The organism is Novosphingobium profundi (genome assembly GCF_020524485.1).
Classification (GTDB): domain Bacteria; phylum Pseudomonadota; class Alphaproteobacteria; order Sphingomonadales; family Sphingomonadaceae; genus Novosphingobium; species Novosphingobium profundi_A.
The window spans coordinates 850,044-868,351 of sequence record NZ_JAIVLF010000003.1; the positions used below are offsets into that span (position 1 = coordinate 850,044).

General features: G+C 65.1%; 17 protein-coding genes and 1 pseudogene. 9 read left to right on the forward strand and 9 right to left on the reverse strand.

The annotated features are described in order from the left end of the window. The first annotated feature begins 126 nt into the window (after positions 1-126). The 7 genes from leuC to LC060_RS10200 all read left to right on the forward strand — a co-directional run bounded on the left by leuC (position 127) and on the right by LC060_RS10200 (position 4,830). Positions 127-1,566: a 3-isopropylmalate dehydratase large subunit gene (leuC, locus tag LC060_RS10170; protein ID WP_226635173.1), complete on the forward strand. Its 1,440-nt coding sequence runs from the start codon at positions 127-129 to the stop codon at positions 1,564-1,566. A gap of 14 nt (positions 1,567-1,580) precedes the next feature. Further along, on the forward strand, positions 1,581-1,748 hold the full coding sequence (locus LC060_RS10175) for a hypothetical protein (RefSeq protein ID WP_226635175.1): 168 nt from the start codon (positions 1,581-1,583) through the stop codon (positions 1,746-1,748). A gap of 13 nt (positions 1,749-1,761) precedes the next feature. Continuing rightward, a complete protein-coding gene (gene leuD / locus LC060_RS10180) occupies positions 1,762-2,364 on the forward strand; it encodes a 3-isopropylmalate dehydratase small subunit (protein WP_226635177.1) in 603 nt (200 codons plus the stop codon). A 206-nt stretch (positions 2,365-2,570) separates the two neighbouring features. Then, positions 2,571-2,906, forward strand: a complete 336-nt coding sequence (locus tag LC060_RS10185) for a DUF1476 domain-containing protein (protein WP_226635179.1) — start codon at positions 2,571-2,573, stop codon at positions 2,904-2,906. A 133-nt stretch (positions 2,907-3,039) separates the two neighbouring features. Then, entirely contained in the window at positions 3,040-3,273 is a 234-nt protein-coding gene (locus tag LC060_RS10190) for a BolA family protein (RefSeq protein WP_213499415.1), read from the forward strand. A 30-nt stretch (positions 3,274-3,303) separates the two neighbouring features. After that, on the forward strand, positions 3,304-3,633 hold the full coding sequence (gene grxD, locus LC060_RS10195; RefSeq protein ID WP_039390507.1) for a Grx4 family monothiol glutaredoxin: 330 nt from the start codon (positions 3,304-3,306) through the stop codon (positions 3,631-3,633). 411 nt (positions 3,634-4,044) lie between these two features. Then, positions 4,045-4,830, forward strand: a complete 786-nt coding sequence (locus tag LC060_RS10200) for an NUDIX hydrolase (RefSeq protein WP_226635181.1) — start codon at positions 4,045-4,047, stop codon at positions 4,828-4,830. Between the two features lie 22 nt (positions 4,831-4,852). On the opposite strand, the gene LC060_RS10205 is transcribed toward LC060_RS10200, so the two are convergent. From LC060_RS10205 to LC060_RS10220, 4 genes are all read right to left on the reverse strand, one after another. Continuing rightward, complete coding sequence (locus tag LC060_RS10205) at positions 4,853-5,176, reverse strand: PilZ domain-containing protein (protein ID WP_084592033.1); 324 nt, start codon at positions 5,174-5,176, stop codon at positions 4,853-4,855. Positions 5,177-5,235: 59 nt separating this feature from the next. Then, on the reverse strand, positions 5,236-6,543 hold the full coding sequence (locus tag LC060_RS10210; RefSeq protein WP_226635183.1) for a sugar MFS transporter: 1,308 nt from the start codon (positions 6,541-6,543) through the stop codon (positions 5,236-5,238). 151 nt (positions 6,544-6,694) lie between these two features. Continuing rightward, entirely contained in the window at positions 6,695-8,185 is a 1,491-nt protein-coding gene (glpK, locus tag LC060_RS10215; protein WP_226635185.1) for a glycerol kinase GlpK, read from the reverse strand. A gap of 42 nt (positions 8,186-8,227) precedes the next feature. Next, entirely contained in the window at positions 8,228-9,073 is an 846-nt protein-coding gene (locus tag LC060_RS10220; protein WP_226635187.1) for an MIP/aquaporin family protein, read from the reverse strand. A 170-nt stretch (positions 9,074-9,243) separates the two neighbouring features. On the opposite strand from LC060_RS10220, the gene LC060_RS10225 reads away from it, so the two are divergent. Together LC060_RS10225 and LC060_RS10230 are read left to right on the forward strand one after the other, a co-directional pair. After that, entirely contained in the window at positions 9,244-10,785 is a 1,542-nt protein-coding gene (locus tag LC060_RS10225; RefSeq protein WP_226635189.1) for a glycerol-3-phosphate dehydrogenase, read from the forward strand. 65 nt (positions 10,786-10,850) lie between these two features. After that, the gene (locus LC060_RS10230; RefSeq protein WP_226635191.1) at positions 10,851-11,657 is read left to right on the forward strand and encodes a DeoR/GlpR family DNA-binding transcription regulator; all 807 of its coding nucleotides are present in this window, start codon (positions 10,851-10,853) and stop codon (positions 11,655-11,657) included. A gap of 77 nt (positions 11,658-11,734) precedes the next feature. On the opposite strand, the gene LC060_RS10235 is transcribed toward LC060_RS10230, so the two are convergent. The 5 genes and pseudogenes from LC060_RS10235 to LC060_RS21125 all read right to left on the reverse strand — a co-directional run. Beyond that, positions 11,735-12,655: a LysR family transcriptional regulator gene (locus LC060_RS10235; protein ID WP_264191794.1), complete on the reverse strand. Its 921-nt coding sequence runs from the start codon at positions 12,653-12,655 to the stop codon at positions 11,735-11,737. Between the two features lie 65 nt (positions 12,656-12,720). Then, complete coding sequence (locus LC060_RS10240) at positions 12,721-13,800, reverse strand: purine nucleoside permease (RefSeq protein WP_226635212.1); 1,080 nt, start codon at positions 13,798-13,800, stop codon at positions 12,721-12,723. A 68-nt stretch (positions 13,801-13,868) separates the two neighbouring features. Then, positions 13,869-15,269: an amidohydrolase family protein gene (locus tag LC060_RS10245; RefSeq protein WP_226635219.1), complete on the reverse strand. Its 1,401-nt coding sequence runs from the start codon at positions 15,267-15,269 to the stop codon at positions 13,869-13,871. Between the two features lie 131 nt (positions 15,270-15,400). Further along, on the reverse strand, positions 15,401-17,719 hold the full coding sequence (locus LC060_RS10250; protein WP_226635220.1) for a TonB-dependent receptor: 2,319 nt from the start codon (positions 17,717-17,719) through the stop codon (positions 15,401-15,403). 423 nt (positions 17,720-18,142) lie between these two features. After that, positions 18,143-18,264: pseudogene (locus tag LC060_RS21125) on the reverse strand (IS5/IS1182 family transposase); the annotation flags it as partial. Positions 18,265-18,308: the final 44 nt, after the last annotated feature.

Consider the following 18,308-nt stretch of genomic DNA (forward strand, 5'->3'; position numbering starts at 1 on the left):
TGGCGCAACTTGCCCCCTTAGCGGGTTGAAAAATACGCCGTTCGTCCTCCTGCCGGATAAATCGAACACATGCCCTGCGCTGTACTGCTTGAATTGCAAAGCGCAGGGGCCTAATCGGCTCGCATCATGACCACACAGCCGCGCACACTCTACCAGAAGATCTGGGACGCCCACGTTGTCGACACCCGCGACGACGGTACCTGCCTCATCTACATCGACCGGCACATCGTGCACGAGGTGACGAGCCCGCAGGCCTTCGCGGCGCTACGCGCGAACGGGCGCAAGGTGCGCCGTCCGGACCTGCACATCGCGGTTCCCGACCACAACCTGCCGACCACCGCACGCCGCGATGCAAGCGGCAACCGCGTTCCCATCGCCGACCCCCAGAGCGCGCAGCAGCTCGACATGTTGGAAAAGAACGCGCCTGAATTCGGCATTCGCTACATCGGCGATGCCGATCCCGAACAGGGCATCGTCCACGTCGTGGGCCCCGAGCAGGGCTTCTCGCTACCTGGCGCCACCATCGTGTGCGGCGACAGCCACACCGCCTGCAACGGCGGCCTGGGCGCACTGGCCTTCGGCATCGGCACCAGCGAGGTCGAGCACGTCATGGCGACGCAGACGCTGCTCCTCAAGCAGTCCAAGACCTTCCAGGTCAACGTCGAGGGCACCCTGGGTGCGGGCGTCTCGCCCAAGGACGTGATCCTGCACATCATCGGCCAGGTCGGCACCGCCGGCGGCACCGGCTACGTCATCGAGTACACCGGCAACGTGTTCCGCGAGATGTCTATCGAAGGCCGTCTGACGGTCTCGAACATGTCGATCGAGGCAGGCGCACGTGCGGGCCTGATCGCGCCCGACGAGACCACCTTCGCCTACGTCAAGGGACGCCCCTATGCACCCAGGGGCGCGGACTGGGACAAGGCCGTCGCCTGGTGGAAGAGCCTGGCGAGCGATCCGGGCGCGACCTACGACAAGTCGATCCACATCCGCGCCGAGGATATCCAGCCCACCGTGACCTGGGGCACCAGCCCCGAGGACACCGCCCCCATCGGTGCCGTCGTCCCCTCGCCGGACGATTTCACCGACGCCTCCAAGCGTCAGGCCGTCGCGCACAGCCTTGAGTACATGGGCCTGACGCCCGGCACCAAGCTGACCGACATCGAGGTCCAGAACGTCTTCATCGGCTCGTGCACCAACAGCCGCATCGAGGACATCCGCGCCGCCGCGCAGGTCCTCAAGGGGCGCAAGAAGGCCGACAACGTGACCTGGGCGATCGTCGTTCCGGGCTCGGGCCTGGTCAAGGCGCAGGCGGAAGCCGAAGGGCTCGACAAGATCATCATCGAGGCGGGCCTGGAATGGCGCGAGCCGGGCTGCTCGGCGTGCCTTGCGATGAACCCCGACAAGGTGCCCGCCGGTGAGCGCTGCGCGTCTACCAGCAACCGCAACTTCACCGGGCGCCAGGGTCCGGGTGCGCGCACCCACCTCGTCAGCCCCGCCATGGCGGCCGCGGCCGCCGTCACCGGACGCCTCGCCGACGTGCGCGAGCTGACCGAGAACGCCTGAAGGACGAACGCAAGATGGCAGACGAACCCGATACCTCGCTCGCCGGACGCGCCGCGATCGCGGCCGGTGCGGCCATTGGCTCGGCGGCGGTTGCCGCCGCGCTGCTCTTCGTGAAGCGCCGCAAGTCGCGCGCCGAGAAGAACGCGCCTGCGCACCCCGAACAGGCCCCCGAGACGGATTGAGACGAGCACACCCATGAACCCGATTTCCCAGGTTTCCGGCCGGGCCTACCCGTTCGGCCGCAAGAACGTCGACACCGACGTCATCATCCCTGCCCAGTGGCTCAAGACCGTGACCCGTGAGGGCCTCGGTCAGGGCTGCCTCGAATCGGTCAAGGCCGAGCCGGGCAACGTCTTCACCGACCCGACTTACGAAGGCGCGCCGATCCTGATCGCGGGCGACAACTTCGGCTGCGGCTCGAGCCGCGAGCACGCGGCCTGGGCGCTTCTGGACATGGGCGTGACCTGTGTCATCGCGCCCAGTTTCTCGGACATCTTTTCGGGCAACGCGTTCAAGAACGGTATCCTGACCGTCGCGATCCCGCAGGAGGCCATCGACCGCCTGATGGAGGTCGCCACGACCGACCCGATCAGCGTCGACCTGGAAACCCAGACGGTGACCACGCCTTTCCAGGACCGCTTCACCTTCGAGATCGACCCGTTCCGCAAGCACTGCCTGCTGAATGGCCTCGACGAAGTTGGCCTGACGCTGGCGCAGGACGCCGAGATCGGCACTTACGAAGCCAAGGCGCGCGAGGAACTGCCCTTCCTCGCCAGCCCGAAGCTGGCCGAGGCCTGAGCGCCGCCCTGAAATACCGCAAGGCGGCATTTCGGATACGTTTTACCGGCCCGGCGGGACTCTCCCGCCGGGCCGGTTGCCTTTGGAGCCTGCGCGCGATGCCGGAATCGGGATTGAACCCGGCCCCGCTCGGCCCTATCGCAATGGGAACGAACCGTGACACGGTGCGCAGGTGCACCGGGCTCACGCTTTTGCGGGATTGTGTGATGAAGAGTTTCAGCAGCAAGGGGCACGGCGCAGATGGCGGCGAGCCGACCGGGCTCGAGCATGACGCCGAGGTGCTTTTTCGCATCCAGGCGCGCCGCAACCGCCTCGTGGGCGAATGGGCCGCCGCGCGCATGGGCCTTTCCGAGGCCGAAACCGAAGCCTACGCAAAGGCGGTGGTCCAGGCCGACTTCGAGGAAGCGGGCGACGAGGACGTGATCCGCAAGCTCCTGGGCGACATTACCGCCGCCGGGGTCGACACGACCGAAAGCGAAGTGCGCGCCGCCCTCGAAGCCAAGCAGGTCGAAGCGCGCCGCGCCTTTCTCGGCGCGGCCTGACCACCCCGCCCACCTCAAGAGCGCCGCGCCCGAAACGGCTCGAAACCGTGCGCCAGCGGTGCTAGGGGGAAGCGCAAGACCAAGGTGCCGGCCGCACCCTGCCCCCCCAACGACGGCCATAGGAGAAGCCCAGATGGCGATGCCCGCCAGCGAGATCGAGCGCCTCATTGCAGAGGCCCTGCCCGGCTGCGAAATCACGATCACCGACCTTGCCGGCGACGGCGACCACTACGCCGCGCATGTCGTCGCGCCCCAGTTCGCGGGCAAGATGCGTGTCGCGCAGCACAAGATGGTCTATGAAGCGCTCGGAGGCCGCATGGGCGGCGAGCTCCACGCCTTGCAACTCACCACCGCCGTTCCCAAGTGACGCGCATACGCTTTTGAGGATTTGAATCAGATGTCCGACGTTAACGCCCGTATCGGCGACCTCGTGAAGGCCAACGATGTTGTCCTGTTCATGAAGGGCACGCCGCTCTTCCCGCAGTGCGGCTTCTCGAGCCGCGCCTGCGCCATTCTCGACCACATCGGCGTCCCGTTTGAATCGGTCGACGTCCTGCAGGACCAGGAAATCCGCCAGGGCATCAAGGCCTACTCGGATTGGCCGACGATCCCCCAGCTCTACGTGAAGGGCGAGTTCGTGGGCGGCAGCGACATCATGATGGAGATGTACGAGGCTGGCGAACTGCAGCAGCTCGTCACCGACGCGGGAATCGCGCCCCAGGCCTGATTCGCTGGCGCGAGTCGCGTCACCCGACGCACGAAGGGCCCGGAGACCACTACGGTGTCCGGGCCCTTCGTGCGTCTGTCGGGGAGGCAGGGCCAGGAGACATGATGGCCCTGCCCCATCGAGACTGCTTTGGGTACAATGGATACAAAGCATGGACCGTGCCAAACTCGCGAAATTACGCAAAACCCGCATTTGCGCGGCCGACGCGATCACGCCCCAAGCCCGACGTGTAAGAAATCTCGACACATCGGAAACCCGCCTTGGCTTCGGGAGGCGCATCGGGACCAACGCACCTGCGGCCAGCGCCGCCCCCTTCTCCCTGGGGCCCGAAGGGCGTCAACCTTGGGTGTGTTTCACCTGCAAGGCAACCGCCCTCTTGCCCCCGGCGGCACGGCGCGCGAAAGCGGTCCCATGACCGCCTCCCACGCTCCCACCGACCCGCCCGAAGACATGGTGCCCGCCGCGACCGTCGTCATCTTCCGGCGCAGCCCCCGGCCCGGCGGCCCGCCCGAACTGCTGATGGTCAAGCGCGCCCCGAAGATGCGCTTTGCCGCGGGCGCGCTGGTCTTTCCGGGCGGACGCGTCGATGCCGAGGACACGACCCTCGCCCGCCGCCTCCTGCCAGATGAGGACGACGCGCTGGGGGCGGCCCGGATCGCCGCCATTCGCGAGACACTGGAAGAGACTGGTCTTCTCATCGCCAACCCGGTCGCCGTCTCGCCGCAGGCGGTGCGCGAGGGCCGCGAACTGCTGCTGCGCGAGGGCGCTCTTGCCCCGGTGCTCGAACGGATGGGCTGGGAGCTCGATCCCGGGCGCCTGACCTTCTACGCCCACTGGTGCGCGCCAGGTGTCAGGCCCTTCGACACTCGCTTTTTCCTGACCGATCTTGGCCGCGGACAGGTCGATATCGCAGTCGACGAGACCGAGAATACGCACCTGTTCTGGGCCAGCGCGCGCGACACCCTGGCGCTGTGCGAGCGCGGCGAGGGACGGGTCATCTTCCCCACCCGCCGCAACCTGGAGCGCCTCGCCAGGCATGGCTCCTTCGCCGATGCCCGTGCCGACGCGCAGGCCCATCCCCCGCGCCGGATCCGGCCCGTGATCCAGAAACGCGAGGATGGCGACTGGCTGACAATTCCGACGGACCTGGGCTACCCGGTCTGCGCCGAGGCCATGGCCAGCGTCCAGCGCGGCTGAACGTAGCTGCCTTATACGCGATTCAGAAGCCGCGCGGCATGCCCTTGGACGGGTTGTGCAGGGCCAGGTGGTCCACCACCGGGCCATAGAGCGGCCGGTCGAACTCGACCCCGGCAAAGTCACCGCTGATCCAGCGCACGACCCCGCTGAAGGCTTCCAGCCCGGCCGGGCGCAGCACGATGCGCCCGCCCACCTTGAAGAACATGCCCGTGATCTGGATACAGCACCCCTCGGGCGAGAGATCGTAGATCTCGCCCGTGTCCCGCAGACCGCTGTGGGTCCGGCACTGTACGGTCATGGAGACCGGCTTGCGCACGGAGCGCCGGGGGATGATCGGACGGCTCATTCAGGTATCAATAGCCCTGTTTTCTTGACCTTTCATTAACCTCTTGCGGCACGCCCGGTTCAGGCCGGGCGGCGCGCATAGAGGCCAAAGCCCGCGATCACCGCATAGCACAGCGCCGGGATGATGAAGGCGATCGAGAGGTTGCCGCCCGTCGCATCGGCCAGCGCGCCGGTAAGGACCGGGATCACGGCCCCGCCGCAGATGGCGACATTGATGATGCCCGAACCATCGGCCGCTCGTGTGCCCAGCTTCTCGCAGGCAAGGCTGAAGATGGTGGGGAACATGATCGAGTTCATGAGGCCCACGGCCAGCAGGGTGTAGCCTGCCAGCGGCCCGGTGCCGGTGGTCGAGACCGCGATCAGGACGATGGCCGCGCAGGCGTTGAAGGCCAGCACCTTGCCCGGGCTGACGAGACGCAGCACCGCCGAGCCGAGGAAGCGGCCGACCATCGCCCCGCCCCAGTAGAAGCCCAGGAGCTTGCCCGCGCTCGCCTCGGGCAGCGCCATCACGTGGTCCTGCATCAGGTAGTTGACGATGAGCGAGCCGATGGTGACCTCGGCGCCGACGTAGAGGAAGATGCACAGCGCGCCGTAACCAAAGCGCAGGCGTGCGAGGAGATCGAGCCCGAAGCGTTCGAGCACGCCCTTGGTCGCATGCGCCTCGTGCTTTTCGGCGGGAAGGCGGTTGCGGAACATCCAGACCGCGAGGGCAACAAGCGCCAGCGCCGCGGCAATGCCGAGGTAGCCATGGACGATCGCCTGGCTTTCCTGGCGGCGGTAGGTGTCGAGCGCCGCGCCGGTCAGTTCACCCGCCGAGACATTGGCGAGGCTGCCCAGAATCAGGACCGAACCGGCGATGGGGAAGAGCGTGGTGCCCAGCGAGTTGAAGGCCTGCGCGAACGTGAGGCGCGAGGACGCGGTCTTGCGCGGCCCCAGCAGGCTGATCAGCGGGTTCGAGACGACCTGGACGATGACAACGCCAGCCGCCAGCACGAAGTAGGCGGCGAGGAACAGCGGGTAGTAGGCCGTCTGCGAGGCCGGAATGAAGGCAAGGCAGCCCGCGATCATCACCACCAGGCCCACCACGGCGCCGCGCATATAGCCCAGTTTGCGCACCAGCATCGCGCCCGGAATGCCGATCACCGCATAGGCGGTGAAGAAGCAGAACTGCACCAGCATCGCCTCTGTGAAGCTGAGCGTGAACAGCTCCTTGAGCTTGGGAATGATGACGTCGTTGAGGCTGGTGATGCCCCCGAAGATGAAAAACAGCGCGAAGACGAAGTAGCGCAGTTCGGGCGCATCGACGTGGCCGCCCGGGACTTCCTCCCCGAACGTTTCAGCATCGCCACTGGGGCTGGTATCGATCATTGCGGCCACGGTGCTCTTCTCCCGGTGGGGTGGCTGTTCAGGGCGCAACGATCTGATGCATTTTTTCACTCAGGGCAAGAAATTGCGCGTCCTTGCGAGATACATGCCGTGATGGCTCATTTCGGGCCAGATCATTTCGAGCCCCATCCCCTTATTTCGAGATCGTGCGGCGCACAGCATCTTTCCAGCCAGCGGCAAGATCGCGGCGGCGCTCGGCCTTCATCGCCGGGCGGAACAGCTCGCCCTGCCGCCAGGTGCGCGAGAGCGCGTCGAGATCGCTCCACACGCCCGTCGCAAGGCCTGCGTGGAAAGCCGCGCCCAGCGCTGTCGTTTCCAGGTGCACCGGACGCTCGACCGGCACGTCGAGCATGTCGGCAAGGAACTGGCACAGCCAGTCGTTCGCCGCCATCCCGCCATCGACGCGCAGGCGCTCGGGCGTGCGGCCACCGTCGGCGACCATCGCGTCGGCCAGATCCATGGTCTGGTAGGCCACCGCCTCCAGCGCCGCGCGGGCAAGGTGCGCCTGCCCGGCCCCCAGCGTCAGGCCATAGATCGCGCCGCGCGCGTCCGGGTCCCAGTGCGGCGCACCGAGCCCGACGAAGGCAGGCACCATGTAGACACCGTGGTTGTCGGGCACTTGCGTCGCCATGTCGTTGGTCTCGCGCGCATGGGTGATGACACCGATGCCATCACGCAGCCACTTGATCGCCGCACCCGCCACGAAGATCGAGCCTTCGAGCGCATAGGTCATCTGGCCATTCAGGCGGTAGGCGGGCGTGGTGATCAGGCGGTTGTCCGAGGCCAGCGCCTCCTCGCCCGTGTTGAGCAGCATGAAGCAGCCCGTGCCGTAGGTCGACTTGGCCATGCCCGGCGCGAAACAGGCCTGCCCGAACAGCGCGGCCTGCTGGTCACCCGCCATCCCCGCGATGGGAATCTCGGCCTCAAACAGGTCGGGCGCAGTGGTGCCGAAGACATGGCTGTTGTCGTGGACCTCGGGCAGGATCTGCATCGGCACGCGAAACAGGCGGCACAGTTCCTCGTCCCACCCTTGGGTGCGGATGTTGTAGAGCATCGTGCGCCCGGCGTTGGTGACGTCGGTCGCGTGGACCTTGCCCCCGGTCAGGCGCCACAGCAGGAAGCAATCGATGGTGCCGAAGGCCAGTTCCCCGCGCTCGGCCGCGGCGCGGGCGCCCGCCACGTTGTCGAGGATCCAGGCGAGCTTGGTCGCGGAGAAGTAGGGATCGACAAGGAGCCCGGTGCGCGCCCGCACGTCGGCCTCCACCCCGTCGCCCTTGAGATCGGCGCACAGCCGCGCGGTGCGCCGGTCCTGCCACACGATGGCCTTGTGGATCGGCGTGCCCGTCGCCTTGTCCCACACCACCACGGTCTCGCGCTGGTTGGTGATGCCGATCCCGGCGATATCGCGCGGCGCGACGCCGCTCTTGCCCATCGCCTCGCGCGCGGTCTGCACCACGTCGCGCCAGATGTCCTCCGGGTCGTGTTCGACCCAGCCCAGTTCGGGATAGTGCTGTTCGAACTCGCACTGCGCGGTAGCCACCGCACGCGCCTCGGCGTCGAAGACGATGGCACGGGTCGAAGTCGTCCCCTGGTCGATAGCAAGTAGATGGCCGGGCTGGGACATGCAGGAACTCTCCGTCGGGATAATGGGGGCGCTCGACGCGGCTTATTCGGCGCCGGTTTCGGCCGTGGTTTCGGTGGCGTTTTCGGTTCTCGTCTCGGGCCGCAGGTAAGGCTTGATCGCGAAGTGATAAAGACCCGCTCCGACAAGGCCGCCCACGAAGGGCCCAGCAATCGGCACCCAGAAGTAGAAGCCCGCGCCCGGCAGGGCCGAGGCGCCCCAGCCCGTGAACGTCGCGAAGAGGCGCGGCCCGAAATCGCGTGCAGGGTTGATCGGCCAGCCTTCGAGATAGCCGCCCGAGGCGCCGATGGCCGCGACGAGCAGGCCAATCATCAACGCGCCCGAGTTCGCGCGCGGCGCCATCTCGTTGTACTCGTCGGTGATTGCAAAGATGCCCAGCAGCAGGAACGCGGTCAGGATGACCTCGTCCCAGAAGGCGTGCCAGGGGGTGATGTGCGCGCCGGGCAGCGTGAAGAAGACCCCCGCCGCGCCGCCCTCGGCCCGGGTCAGCCCTTGCGCGGCATTGAACGCGTCGATTACCGGATGCCAGAGCTGGAGGACGAGCGCGGCGCCGATCACACCGCCTGCGACCTGCGCGGCAATATAGGGGAGAACCTTGCGCCGGGGGAAGCCGCGATAGACCATCAGCGCCAGGGTCACCGCCGGATTGGCGTGGGTCCCCGAGACCGAGCCGGTCACGTAGATCGCCAGCGTCACGGCAAGCCCCCAGGCAATGCACACGCCCCAGTAGGCCTGCGCATAGGGGCTGGGATCATAGAGCGTAATCATGGCCGCGGCGGAATCGCCCAGCGTCACGATGATCATCACCGCGATCATCTCGGCAATCAGTTCGCCGCGCAGCTTGCGCGAATCTTCGGTCCCGGCAGGCACGATCCGAGATCTCCCCTCTATCGGTCTTCGTTTTCGGCCCCTCCCTGCACGCACCTTCATACGAAGGTCAATACTTTCGTTTGAATTTTCGTTTCTGCCAAACTATAGCACTAAACGAAATTCATCGGGATGTGTTCCCCTACCAAGCCACCCTGAAGGGAGTTCCCACCGTGTCGTCCGCAACGCCTCATTCCACGCAAGAGCCCACCTATGACCTGCTGATCGTAGGCGGCGGCATCAACGGGGCTGGCATCGCGCGCGATGCCGCCGGGCGCGGGCTCTCGGTGCTGCTGGTCGAACAGGATGACCTTGCCAGCTACACCTCCTCCTCCTCGACCAAGCTGATCCACGGCGGGCTGCGCTACCTCGAATATTACGAGTTCCGCCTCGTGCGCGAAGCGCTGATCGAGCGCGAGCGCCTGCTGTCCATGGCTCCGCACATCATCTGGCCGCTGCGCTTCGTCCTGCCCCAGTCGCAGTCACCCCGCCCGGCCTGGATGGTGCGCCTCGGCCTCTTCCTCTACGACCACATCGGCGGACGTAAGACCCTGCCCGGCACCGAGACGCTCAACCTCGACACCGCGCCGCAGGGACGCGGCCTCTCTCCCGTGTCGGACACGGGCGCTCACAAGGGCAAGGGCAAGGCCTTCGTCTATTCCGACTGCTGGGTTGAGGACAGCCGCCTCGTCGTCCTCAACGCCATGGACGCGGCCGCGCGCGGCGCGCGGATCGAGACCCGCACCCGCCTCACCGGCGCAACCAGCCAGAATGGCACCTGGACCGCGCAGATCGAAGGCCCCGATGGGTCGCGCGAGGTGCGTGCGAAAATGCTCGTCAACGCGGCCGGCCCCTGGGTCGACAAGGTGCTCCAGCGCCTGGGCCGGGCCAAGAACGATCGCGGCGTACGCCTCGTCAAGGGCAGCCACATCGTCGTGCCCCGGCTCTACGAGGGCGATCACGCCTTCATGCTGCAGAACCCGGACCGCCGCATCGTCTTTGCCATTCCCTACGAACGCGACTTCACGCTCATCGGCACGACCGACGAGCCCTGGACGCAGGAGCCCGGCAAGGCCGAGATCAGCGAGGCCGAAACCGCCTACCTGTGTGAGACCGCCAACCGCTACTTCGATCGCGTCATTACCCCGGCCGACATCGCCTGGAGCTATGCCGGCATCCGACCGCTCTACGACGATCACGCCGCCAACGCCTCGGCGGTGACCCGCGACTACGTGCTCGACTTCGACCGGCCGGACAGCGGCGCACCAATGCTCAGCATCTTCGGCGGCAAGATCACCACCTTCCGCAAGCTCGCCGAGCACGCGCTGGAGCACATCGCCGAGGTCTTCCCCCAGGCCAAGACCGCCTGGACCGGCGGCGCGGTTCTGCCCGGCGGCGAGATACCGGGAGGCGACTTCGCGCGCTTTGTGCAGGACCTTACCCGCCGCTTTCCGCAGATGCCCGGTGCCCTTCTCCACCGCCTCGCGCGCGCCTACGGCACCTGTGCCGAGACGATCCTGTCGGGCGCGCAGAGCCCTGCAGACTTGGGCGAGGATTTCGGCGGCGGTCTCCACGCCGCCGAGGTCGACTATCTGGTCGCCCACGAATGGGCCCGCAGCGCCGAGGACATCCTCTACCGCCGCTCCAAGCTGGGCCTTCATGTTCCTGAAGGTACCGCCGCCAGGCTCGACACCTATCTTTCGCAGGACGCCTGAGCGCCTGCGCTTTGCACGGCGTGCGCGCGCCGCTAGGGTGGCGCCATGACGGGGGCAGCAGGCGCATGAGCGCACACACCAGCATCGAGGATGGCCAGGGCGATATCGTGACGCGCCGGCGCACGCGCATCCTGGAAATCGCGCGCGGCGCGGGCCGCGTCGAGGTCGATGATCTCGCCACGCGGCTCGACGTCACCCCCCAAACCATCCGCAAGGACCTCAACGTGCTGGCCGAGCAGGCGCTGCTCTCGCGCGTGCACGGCGGCGCGGTGGTCACCTCGGGTGTCATCAACCTGGAATACGAGGCGCGCCGTTCGGTCGCCTCGGACGCGAAGGCCCGGATCGGCGCGGCGGCGGCGGCGCTGGTGCCCGACGGGGCCTCGCTGTTCGTCAACATCGGCACCACGACCGAGGCCGTTGCCGCCAATTTCGGCAACCACCGCAATCTCATGGTGATCTCGAACAACCTCAACGTGATCGACACGCTCTCGGCCCACCCGTCCATGGAACTGGTGTGCGTGGGCGGCAAGGTGCGCACCGCCGACCGCGCCGTGGTGGGCGCACTTGCCATGCGCTTCATCGAGAGCTTTCGCGTGGACTACGCCCTCATCGGTATCTCCGCGCTCGATCCGGACGGGAGCCTGCTCGATTTCGCCATCGACGAGGTGGAAGTGTCGCAGACGATCATCCGCAACGCGCGCAAGGTGATCCTCGTTGCCGACAGTTCCAAGGTCGGCCGCTCGGCCCCGGTACGGGTCTGCGGCATGGAAGCGATCGACTACTTCGTGTGCGACACCCTTGCCGAGGCGGACCTGCGCCAGGCCTGCGCGGCCCACGACGTCACCCTGATCGAGACGCAGACCGCGCCCTGACCCCGGCACGCCCGGAGACGCTCCGACACCGCGCTTGGTCACGGCGGCAAACGGCCCCGGCGCCCCCTATCCCAGGTTCATTGCGTGGCACCGGGCGCCGCGTTGCAGATATTGGTGTAATCGAACCTCGGGAACTGGCTCTCGAATTCCGAAAGCACCATGCTTGCTGCAAAGGACAGCGTGCGCGACGTGTTGGTACACAGCGCCAGCACCATGGGACGCACGGTGGGGTCGGAAATGCGGGTGAATGCAAGTTGGCCTGACTGGACTTCCGAGACCGCATCGATTGATGTCAGAATGCCCGTGCCGGCGCCTTCGAGCGCCAGCGAGACAATCATCTGCACATTGTCCGATTCCATCCGCTGGCGGATCAAGACCCCGGTCGTTGCCTCCAGCATGCGGACCTGGGCCGCGACCGCCAGCGGTTCGGAAGGAACCACGAGATCGCGGTCGGCGCAGGCCGTAAAGCGCACGCTGTCACTTGCCGCAAATGGATCGTCGGCCCGCGTGACAAATCCCAGCGCAACTTCGGCGAAAGCCCGGACGGTAAGGTCGCGTGTCGACTGAGGTTCGAGCATGATCCCGAAATCCACCGAGGCGTCCAGCACGGCATCGCGCACTTCCTCGTTCTCCCGAACCCGCAAGCCAATGCTGATGCCCGGGAAGCGCGCGTCGATGGCCTTCACGAGCCGTGGCACATGCCCCTTGGCCAGCGCCTCGATCACCGCGATCTCGACATGTCCACGCTTGATGCCTCGCAAGTCCTCGATCTGCGAGAGCGTATCGGCCAGGTTCTTTTCCCACCGCATGCCCGATGCCATCAGCAGTTCGCCGGCAGCCGTCAAACGCATGCCCGATGAAAGTCGCTCGAACAGGGGCATTCCCAGTTCGGCTTCGACGTTGAGGATCTGCCGGTCGATCGCGGAGGCGGCGATGTTCAGTTCATCCGCCGCCTTGCGGATCGAGCCGAGCCGTCCGACGACGACGAAATAGCGCATGAAGCGGGAGAATGCTGGCACGCTATCGGCTCAGCACGTAAGCCGGATGACGATGCGACACACGATCATTTGCTGCCTGGCACCGTCGTCGCATATTTGTCCCAATGCCCCAGTAGTTCGTCGACGACCTTGCCGCCAACAAGGTACAGACTCTCCAGCGCGGCGGTCATTCCGGCATAGCCCTCGTTTTCGCGCAGCAGATAATCGGCTGGCGACACGCCCGGCGGGGGCATCGTGAAGTTGCTGCCCGCCCGAAGGACCATCAGGCGATCGTAATCGACAACCCCCAATTTATCGAGATAGGCCAGCGACTGTGCAGTGCCGGTGTCCTCCATCGCCGAAGTCACGAAATTGCCCTGTCCCTGCGACCAGTAGTCAACCCACTCGTTTGCCCAATCGTTCATCCGCGCCCCGTGCCAGAAGGTCATGGCCGAAACGGTATCTCCCTTCATGACGATGGGCGGCTTGAGCGCATTGGGATAGCCGGTGAAGCGCGCACGCTCCTCGGCGATGGCCGGATCGTCGGGCAGCGCGATGTCCTTGGTCAGATCATAGGCCCAGTCGCGCAGCGCGGGGTTGGCCACGAACAGTTCACCCGTCGGCTCGGGGCGATGCGTGTCGAGCGGACCCTTGGTTTCCCGCGCGAAATATCCGCTTGGCCAATCCTTGGGGATTTCCCTGGCGTCGATCTCGTGGGCGAGGTCTCCGTCCACGAGATAGCTGGCCCATGCCGCGGACCCGATCGAGGCGTCCTGCGGGTCGATGCCGGCAATGCCCGCGACCAGCCAGTAGGCCTTCGCGAGATCGAAGCGCGGGTCCAGGCCCAGTGCCATTGTCGCTCCGGCCGACTTGGCGGTGCCGATACCGGTCACCATCGCCAGGACCTGCGTCTCGGGGTTGTAGTAGAGATCATGGTACGAGTGCGGGAACGGGATGCGCGTGGTCAGGCCACGGCGCTCGTGCCAGATCTGGAATTCACCCGGCGCATCGCCGGTATCCTCGCCGATCTCGAACATGGTGACGAGCACCACCTTGACCGGCAGCTTGTCGGTGCAGGGCGTGGCAAGCTCGCACACCGCGACAGGCGTGCCCGCGCTCGTCTCGGCCGCGGCGGGGGCGGCCGAAGCCACTCCTGCCAGTGACATCGCTGCCAGGCATGGCAATCCTGCCGAGCGCAGGAATACAGAAAGGCGCTTCATCTCGATCCGTCCCTTCACATTTCCAGCCCGAAGGCCTGCACCTTGTCGGCGATCGGCTCGAGTTCGGCGTAGTGCTTCTTAAGATCAACATTCTGGATCTTGTGGTCGCGCACCACGAACTTGCCGTTGACGATGGTGGTCACGACGTTGCTGGGATACGTCGAGAACGCGATCTGCCAGTAGGGATCGAACTGCGGCTGCATGTTGGGCGTATCGGTATCGACGATGATGATGTCGGCCTTCTTGCCGACTTCCAGTGAGCCCAGTTCATCCGCCTTGTTGATGGCGCGCGCACCGCCCATCGTGGCCATGTAGACCCAGTCATAGGGGGTGTCTGTATTGGGGTCGCCGAAGGAATGGGCCGCCTGCTTCGCATAGGCGATCTGGCCGAAGATATCCATCTTCGAGACACCCAGCGGTCCGTCGGTGCCCAGGCCCACATCGAGGTCGCGCTGGTACATGCGCCACGACGGAGAAAAGCGCGATCCATTGGCCTTGGGGTTGTGGCTCACGCCGACACCATGCTTCTTCAGTATCTGGATATCGTCATCGTCGACGAAGATGACGTGTGCGGCGATCATGCTGGGACCAAGGACATTCTCGTCCTCGAGATACTTGACCACGGTGCGGCCGTTGAACTCGACGCCGAGGTCTTTCTCCATGCGCGCGCGCTCGGTATCGGTCTCGGCAAGGTGGATCAGATACGGCACGCCTTCGGCCTCGGCCAGTTCGCGGCACTTGCGCAGCCATTCCACGCTCACCGAATAGTTCGCATGCGGTGCGACCGCGGGCGTGATCAGTTCGTTGCCCTTCCAGTCATGAATGAACTTGCGGGCATATTCATAGCCGCCGTAAGGCTGCGGGGCGTCCACGACGGGAAAGTTGATGACCGTCTCGCCCAGGACGCCGCGAATGCCCACTTCCGACACCGCGCGGGCGACCTCATCCTCATGGTAGTACATGTCGGTCACAGTGGTGACCCCCGCGAGCGCGGATTCGATCGCGGCCTCGCGCGCCGAGACCCGGATCAAGTCACGATTGAGCGTCTTGGCCTCGAGCGGGAAGAAGAAGTTGTAGAGACCAGGATGTTCCTTGGTCGAACGCACACCGCGGTACACGCTCATCGACAAGTGATTGTGGCCGTTGATCATGCCAGGCATGACGATATCGCCACCGGCATCGATCACCGTAGCGGACGTGTAGTCATCGGCCACCGAGGCATCGCCCACTGCAATGATCCGGCCATCACGGACCACCACCGTTCCCTGGGGATACATATGGCGCTCGGAATCGATGGTCAGCACCTTGGCGTTGCTGATGATCATGTCCGCCGGCTCGGCCGCCATGGCCTGTACGGGCGCAAGTAGCAGCGTGAGGGCAAGCGAGGAAATCGCGGTCGTGATTGCGGGTTTCATGGGGGTCTCCGACGGCCACGCCGGATCGGACGCGGACCGCTTTGGTGTGCGGGAATGGGTTGCGGCCGAACGTACCTTGCCTGGCCAAGGCAAGGACGGCCCGCGGTGAACTGCGGACCGTCCAGCCTCGCTTAGAAGTTGTGGCGGAGCCTCAGGCCCCAGGTGCGCGGATCGGAGACCTGCGCGGTCAACGTCTGGTTGCGATAGTTGAAAAAGTTCAATGCCGAGGGGGCATAATAGAGGTTCGTGATGTTGTTCACGAAGAACGATACATCGAACCGGTCATCCTCGAAGCGATAGCCGATGCTGGCATTGCCGCGCAGCCAGGGGGCATCGAAGTTCTCGACCGGCGGCACCGGGATAAGCGGATAGGCCCGGCCCTTGTAGGCCCAATTGGTCTGGAAGTAGGCCTCGCCATTGCCGACAGGCTGGCCCGCATAGAGCGAGCCGTTGGCGGTCCAGCGCGGACCGGGCAGACTGCCGCCATCGATCATGACCTGCGCAGGGTTGCTCGGACAGGCGGTGCCGCCACGATCCAGCAGGCCGCCACCGGCGCTCACGCACGTGGTGGTATCGTCGATCTTGGTGTCGCTGTAAGCAACGCCCAGGTTAACGCGAACGCGCTCGGCGGGCGCGAATTCGGTCTCGAGTTCGAAGCCCTTGCCCGTGGCGCGGTCGATGTTGAAGATCCGCAGATTGTTGGCTTCGCCGCCCGTCAGCACCGCCTGGTAGTTGTCGTAGGTGTAGTAGAACGCCGAAAGGTTGAAGCGCAGCATGCCGTCGAGCAGTTCGCTCTTCACGCCGACTTCGTAGTTCCAGATCCGCTCGGGCGCGGCAACGGTCGGAATGTTCTCGCGGGCAAGAACCGCCGATTCCTTGTAGCCGGTGGCGACCCGCGCATAGACATTCATGTCGGGAGTGAAACTGTGGACGATGCTGAGATCGCCGGTCAGCGCGTCATCGGACGTATGCGTGTAATATGGGGAATCCGGTGCCGCATCGGCCGCGGACGTGCCCGGTTCATAGCGCACGTAGTGGTTCTTGGTGTCCTTCGAGTAGCGCAGGCCGAACTTGAGCGAAGTGTCGGACGACACGTCATAGTCCAGCGAGGTAAACAGCGCCCACGAGCTCGTCTTCTGACGCTGGGTGGCAAGCGGCGCAGGGGCAACCGCCACTGTGCTGAAGTTGGAGAAGGTGGTCCCGTTGACCTGGTCGACCGTCAGATTCTCGCGGAAGAAATAGCCGCCAACGAGGAAGTTGAAGGGCCCTGCCCAGTCCGAGGAGATGCGGGCTTCCTCGGTGAGCTGGTAGTGGTCGGTGACGTTGTCGCCCGTGATCAGCGACCAGTTCTCGCCAAGGCTGCCCGAAAGCGAGGGAATGTTGCCCGGATAGATCGGCCCCTGCATCGAGCCACCGTCGACGTCGCCGATGTTGCGGTTGCCCAGCAGCTTGCGGTAGCTGGTGATCGAGGTCAGGTCGAGTCCGCTGCCAAGGCCCTGGCGAACGGTGGCGGTGGTGTAGAACTGCTCGATCGAACGCTCGACGAAGTTGATGCCGTCGAGCGCCACCTTGTCGCGCGGAATCTTGATGATGTCGCCGCCAACGGCGAACTGCCCGGCACGGAAGATGCCGCCTGTGTCATCGTACATGTTGTGGTAGCCGGCATTGAGCAGCACCGACGTCTCGGGCGCGGGCTTCCACTCCAGCTTCAGGCGCGCAGCGACTTCGCCGTAGCTGCCAATCGCGTTTTCCTTTTCGAGACCCGTGGCGATATTGTCGATCCAGTCGGCGCGGCCGGCATGGTAGAACGAGACACGGGCATTCAGCGTGTCGGTCAACTTGCCGCCGACGGCCGCATCGATCGAGCGGGTCTGCCACTGCCCCCACGAGACATCGACGTGTCCGGTGGTGTAATCGGTGGGCGCGGCCGAATCGATCTTGATCGCGCCAGCCGTCGCGTTACGACCAAACAGCGTGCCTTGCGGACCGCGCAGCAACTCGACCGACTGGATATCGAACAGCGGGAAGGAGCGGATGCTCACGTTTTCCAGCACCACGTCGTCGTAGATCATCGATACCGGCTGCGACGCATTTGCGTCGAATGCGGTATTGCCTGCACCACGGACAAAGAAGCGCGGAGCGAGACGTCCGTTCGAGGAACTGGACACAAACCCGGGAACCTGCGCAGCCAGGGAATTGATGTCCTGACCGCCGGCCATCATGTTGCCGACCTTCTCGTTATCCAGCGCGGAAACGGAGATCGGCACATCCAGGATATTCTCAGGGCGCTTCTGCGCGGTGACGACGATCTCCTCGAGCCGCGAACCCGGTCCGCGTGCCTCTTCCTGTGCGCTGGCAGGATTGGCTATGCCCACTACCATCGGCAGCGCCAGCCCGGCGCCGTTGAGCAAGGCCTGCCGAAAGCCGGGCTTGCCCCGGTGCGCAGACACAGACGTACTCTTCAGAATAAAATACCGCCCCATGTTTCCCCCTTAAGACGAACACCCGGTATTCTTATTTTTTAACCGACTATTCAAATAGTTGTGAGACCTGCAAAACAGGATTTGCTTTGCCCCAAGTCACCACGCCAGAACGTAAACGCCCACAACTCTCCCAAGGTGTAGCGCACCAACGCGCACAGAAGTCCTTCGCGTCCAACTGGTGCGCGAGATGACCCTGGGGGAAAATATGTGTTCGCACAAATGCCAATTACGGAACAGTTTGTTGCCAAAATGCGCTCACCCGTGAGGGTTGCCATGCCAACAATGAAGACGCAGCACCCACTATCTGGCATGCGAAACCACAGTTCGTACTCCCCGCCAAAAAACGGAAGATGCGCGAAGTGCAATGCCTAGGTCCTCGTGACAATTTAATCACTTGAGCCATAGCGTGCTGCTGGCGCGTGTGATGAATCTGAGGAAGTGAGGGCGAGTTTGTCGTCGCGGGTGGCGATGCGGCGGTCTTGCCGGAGCTTGGCGAAGAAGCCCGCGAGGCCCCTTGCGGCCGCCCGGTACAAACTCGCGCAGCCGATTCCATTGA

What these genes read in the sequence shown, in the direction of transcription:
- LC060_RS10235 (WP_264191794.1), bottom strand. Translation starts at nt 12,655, where the DNA reads ATGCGCTATTTCGTCGTCGTCGGACGGCTCGGCTCGATCCGCAAGGCG.
- leuD (WP_226635177.1), top strand. Translation starts at nt 1,762, where the DNA reads ATGAACCCGATTTCCCAGGTTTCCGGCCGGGCCTACCCGTTCGGCCGC.
- LC060_RS10240 (WP_226635212.1), bottom strand. Translation starts at nt 13,800, where the DNA reads ATGTCACTGGCAGGAGTGGCTTCGGCCGCCCCCGCCGCGGCCGAGACG.
- LC060_RS10230 (WP_226635191.1), top strand. Translation starts at nt 10,851, where the DNA reads ATGAGCGCACACACCAGCATCGAGGATGGCCAGGGCGATATCGTGACG.
- leuC (WP_226635173.1), top strand. Translation starts at nt 127, where the DNA reads ATGACCACACAGCCGCGCACACTCTACCAGAAGATCTGGGACGCCCAC.
- glpK (WP_226635185.1), bottom strand. Translation starts at nt 8,185, where the DNA reads ATGTCCCAGCCCGGCCATCTACTTGCTATCGACCAGGGGACGACTTCG.
- LC060_RS10185 (WP_226635179.1), top strand. Translation starts at nt 2,571, where the DNA reads ATGAAGAGTTTCAGCAGCAAGGGGCACGGCGCAGATGGCGGCGAGCCG.
- LC060_RS10190 (WP_213499415.1), top strand. Translation starts at nt 3,040, where the DNA reads ATGGCGATGCCCGCCAGCGAGATCGAGCGCCTCATTGCAGAGGCCCTG.
- LC060_RS10210 (WP_226635183.1), bottom strand. Translation starts at nt 6,543, where the DNA reads ATGATCGATACCAGCCCCAGTGGCGATGCTGAAACGTTCGGGGAGGAA.
- LC060_RS10245 (WP_226635219.1), bottom strand. Translation starts at nt 15,269, where the DNA reads ATGAAACCCGCAATCACGACCGCGATTTCCTCGCTTGCCCTCACGCTG.
- LC060_RS10175 (WP_226635175.1), top strand. Translation starts at nt 1,581, where the DNA reads ATGGCAGACGAACCCGATACCTCGCTCGCCGGACGCGCCGCGATCGCG.
- LC060_RS10200 (WP_226635181.1), top strand. Translation starts at nt 4,045, where the DNA reads ATGACCGCCTCCCACGCTCCCACCGACCCGCCCGAAGACATGGTGCCC.
- LC060_RS10205 (WP_084592033.1), bottom strand. Translation starts at nt 5,176, where the DNA reads ATGAGCCGTCCGATCATCCCCCGGCGCTCCGTGCGCAAGCCGGTCTCC.
- grxD (WP_039390507.1), top strand. Translation starts at nt 3,304, where the DNA reads ATGTCCGACGTTAACGCCCGTATCGGCGACCTCGTGAAGGCCAACGAT.